10 protein-coding genes are annotated in these 13,687 nt (G+C 36.1%); 8 read left to right on the top strand and 2 right to left on the bottom strand.

The genetic code is table 11. From position 1 onward, the window contains the following. Nucleotides 1-61: 61 nt before the first annotated feature. The 5 genes from bioD to A0F92_RS14685 are packed head-to-tail and all read left to right on the top strand — an operon-like array spanning nt 62 to nt 5,163. Nucleotides 62-700, top strand: coding sequence for a dethiobiotin synthase (gene bioD, locus A0F92_RS14705; protein ID WP_068247949.1), 639 nt, complete (start codon nt 62-64; stop codon nt 698-700). Then, entirely contained in the window at nt 697-1,266 is a 570-nt protein-coding gene (locus tag A0F92_RS14700; RefSeq protein WP_068247947.1) for a 5-formyltetrahydrofolate cyclo-ligase, read from the top strand. Before bioD ends, A0F92_RS14700 begins: the two co-directional genes overlap by 4 nt. Next, nucleotides 1,256-2,338 (top strand): tetraacyldisaccharide 4'-kinase, encoded by a 1,083-nt coding sequence (lpxK, locus tag A0F92_RS14695; protein WP_068247944.1) that lies wholly within the window; start codon nt 1,256-1,258, stop codon nt 2,336-2,338. The genes A0F92_RS14700 and lpxK overlap by 11 nt, the downstream gene beginning before the upstream one ends. After that, the gene (gene rnr, locus A0F92_RS14690; RefSeq protein ID WP_068247941.1) at nt 2,335-4,362 is read left to right on the top strand and encodes a ribonuclease R; all 2,028 of its coding nucleotides are present in this window, start codon (nt 2,335-2,337) and stop codon (nt 4,360-4,362) included. Before lpxK ends, rnr begins: the two co-directional genes overlap by 4 nt. Before the next feature lie 27 nt (nt 4,363-4,389). Then, nucleotides 4,390-5,163 carry a 3-keto-disaccharide hydrolase gene (locus tag A0F92_RS14685; RefSeq protein WP_068247938.1) on the top strand — a complete coding sequence of 258 codons (774 nt, stop codon included), beginning with the start codon at nt 4,390-4,392 and terminating at the stop codon, nt 5,161-5,163. 23 nt (nt 5,164-5,186) lie between these two features. Here the strand turns inward: A0F92_RS14685 and A0F92_RS14680 are convergent, their stop codons facing one another. Both A0F92_RS14680 and A0F92_RS14675 read right to left on the bottom strand, forming a co-directional pair. Next, nucleotides 5,187-6,977 (bottom strand): MutS-related protein, encoded by a 1,791-nt coding sequence (locus tag A0F92_RS14680; protein ID WP_068247934.1) that lies wholly within the window; start codon nt 6,975-6,977, stop codon nt 5,187-5,189. A gap of 5 nt (nt 6,978-6,982) precedes the next feature. Further along, nucleotides 6,983-8,299: a saccharopine dehydrogenase C-terminal domain-containing protein gene (locus A0F92_RS14675; protein ID WP_068247930.1), complete on the bottom strand. Its 1,317-nt coding sequence runs from the start codon at nt 8,297-8,299 to the stop codon at nt 6,983-6,985. Nucleotides 8,300-8,675: 376 nt separating this feature from the next. On the opposite strand from A0F92_RS14675, the gene gyrA reads away from it, so the two are divergent. The 3 genes from gyrA to A0F92_RS14655 form a co-directional block, all read left to right on the top strand. Then, entirely contained in the window at nt 8,676-11,381 is a 2,706-nt protein-coding gene (gene gyrA / locus A0F92_RS14665) for a DNA gyrase subunit A (RefSeq protein WP_068247923.1), read from the top strand. Nucleotides 11,382-11,482: 101 nt separating this feature from the next. Beyond that, nucleotides 11,483-12,859: a hypothetical protein gene (locus A0F92_RS14660; RefSeq protein WP_068247920.1), complete on the top strand. Its 1,377-nt coding sequence runs from the start codon at nt 11,483-11,485 to the stop codon at nt 12,857-12,859. 551 nt (nt 12,860-13,410) lie between these two features. Beyond that, the coding region (locus A0F92_RS14655) for a helix-turn-helix domain-containing protein (RefSeq protein ID WP_167517003.1) at nt 13,411-13,687 on the top strand (277 nt) is incomplete at its 3' end.

Below are 13,687 nucleotides of genomic sequence, written 5' to 3'. Positions count from 1 at the left end.
AAGAATTATTGATTCAGCAACATGTTCAAATATTTTTTTTATTAAATTGTAGTTTTGATTTATGCAAACAAAATCAATTTTTATAACCGGTATTGGTACCGGGGTTGGCAAATCGGTAGTAAGTGCTATTGTAACAGAAGCATTACAGGCAGATTATTGGAAACCCATACAGGCAGGCCTTGACGATGGTACCGATGCAGCTACCATTCAACAATTAATTTCAAATACAGCTACTCAAATTCATAAAGAGGCCTATGTATTAAAAATGCCGGCTTCACCTCATATTGCTGCAGCTGCCGAAAATAAAATTCTGGAAATAAATAACATCCAAAATGCCATGCCCAAAACCAATAATCCATACCTGATTATTGAAGGAGCCGGCGGATTAATGGTTCCCATTAATCACCATCAATTTATGGCAGATGTTATAAAAGCGCTTAAGGCACCGGTAATTTTAGTAAGTAGAAATTATTTAGGCAGTATTAATCACTCCTTATTAACGGCACTGGTGTGTAAACAATATAACCTGCCTGTTGTAGGGTGGGTTTTTAACGATCATTATTTGCAATATGAACAGGAAATTGTAAACTGGTCAGGTTTTCCTTATATTGGCAGTATCACATTTACAGAAAAACCCAACCGGCAGTTTGTACTGGAGCAGGCAACAAAAATTAAAGAGCGATTGATTGAATTATTATGACCAAGTTAGAACTAAGGAATTTGTATTTACAAAAACGAAAATCAATTTCTGAAAAAGAGAAATTGATTGGAGAAGATTTAATGTTGCTGCAATTACAACAACTAAATTTTAACCACATACATTCTGTATTGAGTTATTGGCCATTAGCAACCACCAATGAGCCCAATACACATTTATTTACGGGATATCTGAAACATTTTTATCCCAATATACGCATTGCCTATCCGGTTACCAATACAACCAACCACACCATGCAGGCAATATTAACAAATGAACATACCCAATTTGCCACAAACAAGTGGGGTATTTATGAACCAACGGAAGGGGATTTGTTAGTACCGGAAAGGATTGATTTAGTTTTTGTTCCACTAATTATCTGCGATAGGGCGGGTTACAGAGTAGGTTACGGCAAAGGATTTTACGACAGATTTTTAACAGAATGTCGCAAAAATGTTGTTATAATTGGCTTTTCTTATTTTGAGCCCGTAACTAAAATAAGCGATACCCAATCTTTTGATGTACCTTTAAATTATTGTATTACTCCCCAAAACAGGTATGAATTTTAATGCTTTCTTTCTAAAATCATTCAGGGTATTGCTTTTACCCTTTGCTATTGTGTATGGTGCAATTGTTTTTATCAGAAACAGAATGTATGATAAAGGAATTTTTCAGGAAACAACATTTAATTTTCCGCTCATTTGTATTGGCAATATTGCAGTAGGTGGTACCGGTAAATCGCCAATGGTTGAATATTTGCTTACATTTTTGCAACCCCGCTTTAAAATAGCTACGCTAAGTCGCGGCTACAAACGTAAAACCAAGGGCTATGCTTTAGCCAATGAAAACACAACTGCATTAGAAATTGGAGATGAGCCGATGCAGTTTCATTTAAAATTTCCAAACGTGCCGGTAGCAGTAGGCGAGGAGCGATTGATAGCTATTCCACAATTACTGCATGATGTACCCGATTTGCAAGCCATCATTCTGGATGATGCTTTTCAACACAGAGCTGTGAAAGCAGGTATAAACATTGTATTAACTGAATATAATAATCTGTACATATACGACTTTTTTTTACCTACCGGCGATTTACGGGATGAATGGTGTTCAGTTAAAAGAGCCGACATTATTATAGTAACGAAATGCCCTGCTGATTTATCGGTTGAAAAAAAACAAAAATTGTTACGCAATCTGCATCCTTTACCCACGCAACAGGTATATTTTACTGCCATTGAATATGGAGTTCCATATCACATTTCTCAATATACTGAAAGGCCTATTACCGATAAAGATGAAATATTATTGGTTTGCGGCATTGCCAATCCAAAACCTTTAAAAGATTATTTGTTGCAACGGGCTGCAACCTATTATCAGAAAAACTATACCGATCATCATATTTTTACCATTGATGACTTAAGGGAAATTATTGAAAAATTTCAATCCATTGATGTTCCTCAAAAAATGATTCTCACTACAGAGAAAGATGCAGTCAGGCTCACCAAATTCAAACAGGAATTAGTAGATTTACCATTATATGTACTTCCCATTCGTCATCAATTTCTGTTTAATGAGGCCTCACTGTTTCAAAATGCAATTGTGAATTACATTATAAATTTTAGCAACAAAAACAACACATGAGTAAACAAAAAAATAATAAGCATACCACTACAAAACATACCCATAAAGCATTATTGGAAACCGGTGTTTTAGAAATAACCAGAAGCGGTATTGGTTATGTAGTGATTGCAAACGGTAGTGGCGATATATTAGTACGGCAGGGAAATTTCAACACGGCTTTACATGGCGATACAGTTACCGTAAAAGTGGTAAAAGAAAGCAGTACAACGAAAAAAAAAGAAGGCAGAATAGTTGAAGTATTAGAAAGAAGACAAACTGAATTTGTAGGCCACCTGCAATTGTCTACTAATTTTGCTTTTTTTATACCGGATACAGAAAGACCTATGCCGGATATCTTTATTCCATTAGATAAACTAAACGGTGCCAAACATAAGGAAAAAGTAATTGCCCGATTAGTAAAATGGGATAAGGATGACAGAAAACCGGTAGGAGAAATTATCAGCATTTTATCGTCTGAAGATGAAAATGATGCTGCCATGAAAGATATTCTGGCTCAGGCGGGTTTTCCCCTTTCATTTGATAAAACTATATTGCAAGAAGCAGCCAATCTTCCGGTAGTATTAGATAAAAAAGAAATTGAGCAAAGACGAGACTGCAGAGATATTTTAACCTTTACCATCGATCCTGTTGATGCAAAAGATTTTGATGATGCCATCTCTATCAAAAAAATAAAAAATAATCTTTTTGAAATCGGTATTCACATTGCAGATGTAAGTTATTATGTAGAACCGGAAAGTATTTTAGATGAAGAGGCTTATAAAAGAGCTACATCCGTTTATCTGCCCGATAGAGTAAACCCAATGTTACCCGAAAAAATTTCGAATGAATTGTGTTCACTCCGTCCGCATGAAGATAAATTTACTTTTTCTGCAATTTTCGAAATTACTGCCGCAGGAGAAGTAAAAAATCATTGGATTGGCAGAACAGTTATTCACTCTGACCATCGCTTTACTTATGAAGATGTTCAAAGTATTATTGAAAATGAAGAGGGATTGTATGTAGAACAAATTTTATTACTAAATACCATAGCTCAAAAATGGCGAAAACAAAGGTTTCAAAAAGGTGCCATTAATTTTTCATCACAAGAAGTGCGTTTTATTTTAGACGAAAAAGGGAAACCCATTGGTATTACTGTTAAAGAAAGTAAAGAAGCCCATCAGTTGGTAGAAGAATGTATGTTACTGGCGAATAAAACAGTAGCTGAATTTGTTGCCAACACAAAAGCAAAAGATGATAAAGAAATTCCCTTTCCTTATCGCGTACACGACAAACCTAATGAAGATAAATTAACACCTTTTATCGCCTTTGCAAGAAAATATGGTCACCAATTCAATACTTCAACTCCCGAAAAAATAGCACAGAGTTTTAACGATATGCTAAAGGCAGTGCAAGGCTTACCTGAACAACATGTGTTAGAGCAACTGGGTATTAGAACGATGTCGAAAGCTATTTACACCGAAAACAATATTGGCCATTACGGATTAGGCTTTACGTATTATTGCCATTTCACTTCTCCCATACGCCGTTATCCCGATGTGTTGGTACATAGAGTAGTAGCATCCATACTAAGAAAAAAACCATTACTGGATAAAAAAATGGAAGAAAAATGCAAACATTGCAGTGAAAGAGAACGAGCTGCAATGGATTGCGAAAGAGCCGGCAATAAATACAAACAGGTTGAATTTATGAAAGAGCGATTGGGTGAAACTTTTGAGGGGGTAGTGAGCGGTGTAGCCGGTTTTGGTTTCTGGGTAGAAACAGTTGAACACAAATGCGAAGGTTTGGTAACCATAGTAAGTTTGAATGATTATGATGAATTTAGATTGGTTGAAGCAGATTATGCTTTAGTGGGTAGAAGAAGTGGCCGGCAATTTAGAATGGGCGATAAAGTAATGATAAAAGTGGTGGCTGCTAATATAGAAAAAAGGCAATTAGATTATGAATGGGTACCCGCAACCTCAATGAAACAAGGGAGAACATCAACCCGAAAGGTAGAAAAAGCAAAAAAAAGAAAACAGAAATAAATTGTATCATCCTTAAAAACAACCAACATGTTTAACAAAAAAACAATACTGTCGGCGCTGGCTTTGTGTACCGCCTTCAGTTTATTTGCCCAAACCGATCCAAAGGAAACTGAACAGTGGTTACCTGTGCCGCCCATTGTTACGCCAGGTATGTCTGCATTTACCAACCCACCTTCAGATGCCATTATTTTATTTGATGGCAAAAATTTAAATGCATGGGAAAATGCCAATAACCCATCACAGCAGGCTGATTGGCTGGTATCGAAAGGCATACTTACTGTAAACAAAAAAGCAGGCAATATTCAAACCAAAGAAACTTTTACTGATTATCAGTTGCATATTGAATGGCGAATACCTGCCGATATTGAGGGGGAAGGACAGGCAAGGGGCAATAGTGGCTTATTCCTTGCTTCAACCGGCCCCGGCGATGCGGGTTATGAATTACAAATTTTAGATAACTATAAAAATACTACTTATGTAAACGGACAAGCAGGTAGTATTTATAAACAATTTCCACCATTGGTAAATGCTTGTCGCAAACCTGGAGAATGGCAGTCGTATGATGTAGTTTGGACAGCACCACGTTTTAATGAAGATGGTTCGCTTGCATCTCCTGCACGTGTAACGGTTTTTCAAAACGGAGTGTTAATACAAAACAATACTGTTTTAAAAGGTCAAACTTTATACATTGGTAAACCTTTTTATAAAGCACATGGACCTGCCCCCATTAAATTGCAGGCACATGGTGATAAAAGTAAACCAATTAGCTTTAAAAATATATGGATTCGTAAGCTGAATTAGCTAATTTTAATTTGAAAAAATAGTTATGTAATGCCCATTTTTTTCATTAAAAATGTGGCATTTTTATTTTGTGCAATCCCTTTTCGTAGCACATAGTCAAAGCTTAGATGGTTGTTTTCTATGGTACTTTCAAAACAATAATTGGTAATGTTGTTTGGATACATTTCCTCTAATAAACTCAATTTTAAATCGTGTGTAGCAAATAAAACAATACAAGGCTGCTGTATTAACTGTAAAATAAATTGTGCTGAACCTTCATATTTATCACATGAGTTGGTGCCCCTTAATATTTCATCAATTAAAATTAATGCAGGATGACGGGTTGATAATTGTGTTTTAATATCAGCCAATTTTTGAAGTTCAGCCATAAAATAGGAAGTATTTTCTTGCAATGAGTCTGAAATTCTGATACAGGTAAATAGATGCATGGGCGTAAATGAAAATTGCGTAGCACAAATCGGCGCGCCTATTTCGGCCAACAAGATATTGATACCTACAGTTCTTAAAAAAGTACTTTTACCACTCATGTTAGAGCCGGTTATTAATAACACACCCGCTTGTTGCAATTGAAATGAGTTTTTAACCAATTGCTTCCCGGATATCATTGGATGGCCTAAATTAGCTGCTGTAATGATAACTCCTTCTGTTTCAATTTCAGGATACACAAATGCGGGATGGTTATAAGCAAACAATGCCATACTATTCAGGTATTCAATTTCACCTATGGCTTCCAACCATGCGTTGATTTTGTTTTTATTATTGTGGAGCCAGTTATCTAATAAAACAGTACAATGTACATCATACATCAATAAGCTATTTAAGAGGGTAGTGGCCAATAAATTGAATCGTTGATGAATCAGATTGGCAATGAATGAAAGTTTGGCTATACTTTTACAGCCTTCATTTGCTTTTTCTTTTAGCTGTTGTAAAACAACTGCATCATTTGCATATACATTTTTAAATACATCTAAAAGCTTACTATAAGTATTCAGCACTTCCTGTTGCTTACCTAAAGTAGCAAATGCTTTACCGTTGTATTTTCCCGCAATTCCTACATGTAACCAATTCAATACAATACAAATGGAAAGCCATGCATAATTGCCGGTATCTAAAGTATAGATGAATGCCACAATAGAAAGGGCAGGAAGTATATACCTGATGCTATTCCAATAGGTACGGCCGGTTAATGAAGTAAAATTAGTTATCCATTGCTGAATGCCGTTGGTATGAACTGTTTCATCATTTTTGTACAGCATGGCTATAGCAATCCAAGTCTCCATAATGCTGTATTGAGTGCTGTAAGTTTTTATGGCAGATTGATACAATAATATTTTTTCTTTTTGCAGCATTGGATTGCTCAATTGATGAAATAATGCCTGTTTACCCAAGTAAGTAGTGGTTCTGTTCAACAAATGAAACAATGATTTTTTTCCGAAAATATCCAGATCGGCATAATAAGCTGTATTCACAAAAAATTCGTTCCCATCATCAAATGCATTGTCTTTTTCGTCCAATACATTCCATTCATTTTGTGCCAGCCATAATTTATTCTGGCAAATCTGTTTTTTATTTTTAAAATTTAAATGAATGGAAATCAATGCCAGAAAACCGGCTAAACCAAGAAAAGACAATAATAGAATTACCTGATTGTTATTTGTAAAATATTGGTATAACAAATACAGCCATGCTACAAAAAATATAGCACGGAAAAATGCAACTGCATTGATTTTATTTTTTAACCGATGTACAGCTAAAGTATAATCCTGAATTTTATTTTGATAGAATACCTGTAACTGATGAATTGAATCGTTCATAAATTTTAAATAACATGCGTTGATGTAGTAAAACAAACTCCTTCCTGTTCTAATAAAGGCAAAACCGTGTTGTAAATGGCAGGATGTGTGGGTATATGCAGCCCTCTTACATTGAGCTGATTGTTTAACAGAAGTGTTGCTGCAATACCCAGCGGTAAACCTACTGTTTTAGCCATGGCAGTTTGCATGGCATTTTCACCTGTTACTTTTAATTCAGCAATATGATAAAATTTTTGGTTTTCAATTGTATACTCAATTTCATGAATCATCATCACCAAATCTTTATCGTTGGGTTGCAATGCCCATTTTTTTTCCAGAATAAATTGTAACACATCAGCAGCACTGCAAGTACCTTTGTTAATTTGAGTAGCAACATCATACCAGCCAATTTGTTGCAACTGGCTTTGCATCAGTGGTGTTGTTGGGAGTTGATGGTACAGATCTTCCAAACCAATTTTTTCAAAATGCTGCTGATAAAATTCAGCAATACACATACCATCTGTTGCATATTGTAACTTTTCATCTGTTAATTGCCAATCAACCATCCATTGCCAGCCTTTACAAAAATCAGCATATCGAATGGTGGTGCGTTTAAAGGTTTCAGCATGTGATAACGCATATTGATCCATGTAATGCAAAGAATCTCTGTTTGAGTAATATACCAACCCGGGTATGGATGCATTTTTCAGTGGAGTACAATTGGCAAAAATTTGCTGATAAGGTACATGCACAATGGTATTATTTTCTTTAAATACTGCCCCGGCTTTTCCGGCCATCACTACATTTCGAGGGTTCCAACTAATTTTATAATGCCAGGCATTATCATCACTTTCCGGTGCCACCAAACCGCCACAATGCGATTGAAAGGAAGTAATTTTTCCGCCCTTTTTCTGAATGGAGGCGATCATTTGCATGGCACTCATATGATCAATGCCCGGATCTAAACCCATTTCACACAAAAAAAGCAATTGCTTTTCCTGAATGGCTGTAGCCATTTGCTGTAAATTTTCATCAACATAGCTGGCAGTCAGTAAATGCTTGTTGTGTTCCAGACAATCTTTTGCCACAATATAATGTAAAGCCGGAGGAAGCATCGAAATTACAACGTTAGCCTGTTGTATCAGTGCAATACGCTGTGCTGCATTTTCAATAGCAATACCCACAGCTTTCACCAATGCATGCTGCCCCACTTTTTCTGCTGCAATTGCAGCATTTGCATCTGCAACTGTAACAGACCAATTATATTGAGTGGCTGTTTTTTTTAAATATTCAATCAGTACGGTAGCCGATTTACCCGCACCAAACAATAAAATATTTTTCATATGTATATAATTTGCTCCAATCCAATTTTATATTTACATCCGGGTTTGCACTATTCAAAACAAGCAACTGAAAACTTTCCTGTGTTTATAAAAAGTGAGTATTTAAATGATTCGAAAGCGTTAGTACTTCCGCCATATTTAAATACCAAAACCCGCCTTTTTTTCAAAGATATGGGCATAAAATGGTTATTAAAAAGTGATACCTGAAATTGCCGGATAGAACCAACAATTTAATGTATATATCCTGTGGAAAAATCTATGAAAAAAGGGCTTTAAATGCCTGATTTTAGCAGCAAAAAAGCTATCTTCGCCATCCTGTTAAACCCCCACTTTGGGTTTACAGGGTTATTCATCTCATTAGTACTACAAAAGATACATGGAAGAAAATTTATTGCCCGAGAAAACAAACGATAACGACCGTATTATTCAGGTAAATATCGAGGAACAAATGAAAACCGCCTACATCGACTACTCAATGTCGGTGATTGTAGGCAGAGCCTTGCCGGATGTAAGGGATGGCTTTAAACCTGTACACAGAAGAGTGCTGTTTGCCATGCATGAATTAGGTAACAGCAGTAACAAACCTTATAAAAAATCGGCCCGTATTGTGGGTGAAGTAATGGGTAAATACCATCCACATGGTGATGCCTCCATTTATGATACATTGGTGCGGATGGCACAGGACTGGACGATGCGCAATGTAATGGTGGACAGTCAGGGAAACTTCGGTAATCAGGATGGAGATCCTCCTGCTGCGATGCGTTATACGGAGGTGCGTTTACATCGCTTTGCAGAAGCCATGCTGGAAGATATTGAAAAAGAAACTGTTGATTTCCAACTCAATTTCGATGATTCGCTTCAGGAACCTACTGTTTTACCTACTCGTATACCGCAATTACTTGTAAATGGCAGCAGTGGCATTGCCGTTGGTATGGCTACCAATATGATGCCGCATAACCTGAGTGAAGTAGTGGATGGTTGCGTAGCATACATTCAAAACCGGGACATTACCATTGAGGAATTAATGCAATATATTAAAGCACCCGATTTCCCGACAGGTGGCGTTATTTATGGCATGGAAGGTGTAAAGCAGGCATTTTTAACAGGCAGGGGCAGGGTAGTTGTTCGCGGGAAATGCCATATTGATACTAAACCCAGTGGCAGAGAGCAAATTGTGATAACCGAAGCACCTTATCAGGTAGGATTGGATGCGCTTACAGATAAAATTGGTCAATTGGTGAACGATAAAACCATTGATGGAATTGCGCACGTTAACAATGAAAGCAACAGCAGGGAAGGAACCAGAATTGTATTGGATTTAAAACGCGATGCAGTTGCCAGTGTTATCATCAACCAATTGTATAAATATACCGAACTACAAACCAGTTATGGTATAAACAACGTAGCTATCAATCATGGTCGGCCTAAAATCATGAATTTAAAAGACCTTATCAGCGAATTTATTCAATTCAGGATGGAGGTGGTAACCCGCAGGGCTAAATTCGATTTAAGGAAAGCAGAAGAAAGAGCACATATTTTAGAAGGGTATCTGAAAGCATTGGATCATTTAGATGAGGTAATAGCACTGATTAGAGCCAGCCAAACCCCTGATGAGGCCAAGGCTGCTTTAATGCAAAAAAGCGCCGAAGAAAAATGGTATCTGGCACAAGAATTATTTACAGATGTTTCATTAGAATTATACCAACAGGCAATTGGATTATCAGAATTACAGGCCAAAGCAATTTTAGAATTACGTTTACAACGCCTTACCGGCATGGAACGCAATAAAATTATTGAAGAATTCAATGGCCTGATTAATACTATCCGGCATTTAAAAGAACTGTTGGCCGATGAAGGTCTTCGATATGATTTAATTTCGAAAGAACTGATTGAAATTAAAGAAAAATTTGGTGATAAAAGACGCTCCGAAATTCAGTATTTGGCTGAAGAGATGAACATGCTCGATTTTATTAAGGAAGAAGATGTTGTAATTACCATCTCACATTTAGGCTACATTAAACGTACTACAGCAACGGAGTACCGTCAGCAAAAAAGAGGTGGAAGAGGAGCCATTGGCACTAAAACACGAGAAGAAGATTTTGTAGAACATCTTTTCGTGGCATCTACGCATGATACCATGCTCATATTCACTGAAAAAGGCCGTTGTTTTTGGTTGAAGGTTTACGAAATACCCGAAGGCGAAAAGCAAAGCAAAGGAAGAGCCATTCAAAATTTAATTCAAATTCCGCAGGATGATAAGGTAAAAGCCATTCTGAATGTGAATAATTTGGATGACAAAGCCTCGCTTCAGGATAAATTTATAGTGCTTTGTACCAAAAGAGGCATTATCAAAAAAACTCATCTGGAAGATTTTAGTCGCCCCCGTGCTACCGGCGTAAATGCCATTACCATTAATGAGGGGGATGAATTATTAGAAGCCAAGATGACCAATGGCAATCATGAAATCATGTTAGCGGTGAAATCGGGCAGGGCAATACGTTTTCCGGAAATAAAAGTAAGACCTACCGGACGCGGTGCCATTGGTGTACAGGGTATTGAAGTAGATGATGCCACCGATGAAGTGGTTGGCATGGTATGTGTTGATAAAGCCGATAAAAGCAAAACCATTCTGGTAATTAGTGAAAAAGGGTTTGGTAAAAGAACACCTTTAATTGATGCAGATGGAGAAGATGTTTATCGCATTACAAATAGAGGAGGAAAAGGGGTAAAAACCATTCATGTTACCGAAAAAACCGGTAAATTAGTCGGTATAAGAGCAGTGGAAGATACAGAGGATTTAATTATCACCTGCAAATCGGGTATTACCTTGCGTACGCCAATTGCCAATATTAAAGAAGCTGGCAGAGCAACACAAGGGGTAATTTTAATCAGATTGGATGCCGATGATGCCATTGCAGCCATATCAACTATTGAAGAACAGGATGCAGAACCAGATCCTTCAACTGAAAATACCGTGCTTTCAAGTGAGGTTAATTCAAATGCAAATAAACCCAATGATGATGCCTCAACCAATAACCTGGAACCAGATATTAACCCGAACGAACCTATTTCAGAAAATTAAAAATAAATTTAAAAATATCAGACACATATTCATAAAATCATTAACGCATAAAAAGTATGTAAAACTGATATATGATTTTATAAAACAATAAACATAAACACATGAAAAAACTTTTATTGGTTGCCTTTTTTGCAGTAGGCTTAACAGCTTTAAAAGCGCAGGATTTTAAAAAAGTGCAAACGGCATTGTTACTGAACCAGGTAGAAAATGCCAAGACAGAAATTGATAAATTAATGCAGGAACCCAAAGCACAAGCCAAAGCAGAAGGCTGGTTCTGGAAAGCCAAAGTGTATGCTGCCTTGTATAAAGATGATAAAACCAGAGAAAAATATCCCAATACTGAGGTAACTGCTGCAGAAGCTTTTAAAAAATACAAAGAAATGGATCCGGACTATAAAATTTTAAAAGAAAATGGTGGTCAGGATATTCCATTTAACCTCTACGTTACTTCATTTAGCCAGGGTGTAAAAGAATTCAATTCCAAAAAATGGGATTCGGCCGCTTTTTATTTTGGTTATGCAGTTGATTACAGTGATGTAATTTTTGAAAACAAATGGAGTACCGCCAAAATGAATTTTGACACTACTTCCATTTTATATGCTGCTTATGCCAATCAGAATGACAAAAAATTAGATAAAGCGTATCAATACTATGGCAGACTTGCAGACAGCTCAGTTCATGGAAAAGAATACGAGGATATTTATAAATTTTTATTGGTAAGCGCCAGCAACAATAAAAACAAAGCCGATTTTGATAAATGGCTGGGTATGGCCAAAAAATTCTATCCAAATGGGGAATGGGATGATTATGAAACCGATTATTTGAATAAAAATTATACCCTTCAGGAAAAAGCTGATTTATTTGATAAGGAAGATGCTGCCGGAACATTAACCGCTGCAAAATACCTTCAGTTTGGTGAGATGTTTGCCAATATACCCAAAGCTGAGAAAGATAAATTAGACAGTACACAGGAAGTTTATTACAAAAACAAGGCAAGATTGGCTTTTGAACGTGCTTATACAAAAGATACTACCAATGGTATTGCTGCTTACAATGCCGGTGTGTTGTATAATTTAGAGTTTAATGCATTAGATGATAAAATGAGAGACAATATTCGTTCACTCCAAAAATTAAATGCCGCAAAAGCCGATATTAAAGATCCAAAGAAAAAAGCAGCTTATGATGCACAAATTAAACCACAGGTAGATGCCATTAAAAAAGCCAATGCAGAATTAGATAAACCTGCTGCAACAGCTGCCGATAGCACTATTACATGGTTAGAAAACGCTTATAGGGCTTTAAAAGCTGTTCCTAATAAATCATCAGCAGAAAAAAATTGTTACAACAAGTCGTTAGATATTTTATACAATATGTATAGTTACAAACGTGATAAATCGAAGGCTGATCAAAAATTATTTGATACCTACGATGCAAAAGTTAAATTCTATGATCAGTTAATTTCTGCAAACGGAAATTAATTAATATTTCAATTTCTTACTAAAAAAACTCATAAACATTTGTTTGTGGGTTTTTTTTATGACTATGACTTACCAAAGTAACTTGATTTTTTAGTTAGGTATCCACCGCATTAAATAAGGAGATGGCCTGCCAATTTCTAATGCTATATTAATTCTTAATTGTTTTATTTTATTTAACATAATATAAATTATAAGTAAAAATAAAATAAAATTTTAGAATAGTTGCTAACCTTATTCAGTTACAAATACTGTTAAAATGATCGATGGATTATCTGGTTATAATCATATCATAATGCTGTTTGAATAAGATGGATTTACGCATTTCTCTTGTATGCATTGACAAGTATTTTTAAGTTATCACTGGAAACAAATGAATTTGTTTTATCCAAATATTGAAGCAACGTCATAGTATGATGATAGTATGCATAAAAAAACAGACCACAATAAATTTGGAGGTCTGTTTTGTTGAAATAGTTAAAACTTAATCTGACAGTTGGGTTAAATTGTGAATGAAATAACAAACAATTTAACCACTTTAAAAACTGTCAGAAATGAATGTAGAAACAAAATTAATCCAAAGCAAGTTAGGATTACTGAAATTAGCAGAAAAGTTAGGTAACGTATCGGAGGCCTGCCGTGTTTATGGTTACAGCCGGGATAGCTTTTACCGGATCAAAGAACTCTATGATACAGGTGGCCCTATTGCCTTGAAAGAAATTAGTCGCAAAAAACCAATTCCGCAAAACAGAATTGAGCCGGAAATTGAGAAGGCTGTTGTAGAAATGGCTTTTGAAAATCCTGCTTTGGGTCAGTTGCGTGTATCCAACG

The organism is Hydrotalea flava, assembly GCF_001623405.1.
In the GTDB taxonomy this organism is placed as follows: Bacteria; Bacteroidota; Bacteroidia; order Chitinophagales; family Chitinophagaceae; genus Hydrotalea; species Hydrotalea flava.
The sequence above is the reverse complement of the archived record's forward strand: the minus strand, read 5'-3'. Positions and strand labels throughout refer to the sequence as shown.

Coding starts and splice junctions, on each gene's coding strand:
- gyrA (WP_068247923.1), top strand. CDS start 8,676: ATGGAAGAAAATTTATTGCCCGAGAAAACAAACGATAACGACCGTATT.
- A0F92_RS14685 (WP_068247938.1), top strand. CDS start 4,390: ATGTTTAACAAAAAAACAATACTGTCGGCGCTGGCTTTGTGTACCGCC.
- bioD (WP_068247949.1), top strand. CDS start 62: ATGCAAACAAAATCAATTTTTATAACCGGTATTGGTACCGGGGTTGGC.
- A0F92_RS14675 (WP_068247930.1), bottom strand. CDS start 8,299: ATGAAAAATATTTTATTGTTTGGTGCGGGTAAATCGGCTACCGTACTG.
- A0F92_RS14680 (WP_068247934.1), bottom strand. CDS start 6,977: ATGAACGATTCAATTCATCAGTTACAGGTATTCTATCAAAATAAAATT.
- A0F92_RS14660 (WP_068247920.1), top strand. CDS start 11,483: ATGAAAAAACTTTTATTGGTTGCCTTTTTTGCAGTAGGCTTAACAGCT.
- A0F92_RS14700 (WP_068247947.1), top strand. CDS start 697: ATGACCAAGTTAGAACTAAGGAATTTGTATTTACAAAAACGAAAATCA.
- lpxK (WP_068247944.1), top strand. CDS start 1,256: ATGAATTTTAATGCTTTCTTTCTAAAATCATTCAGGGTATTGCTTTTA.
- rnr (WP_068247941.1), top strand. CDS start 2,335: ATGAGTAAACAAAAAAATAATAAGCATACCACTACAAAACATACCCAT.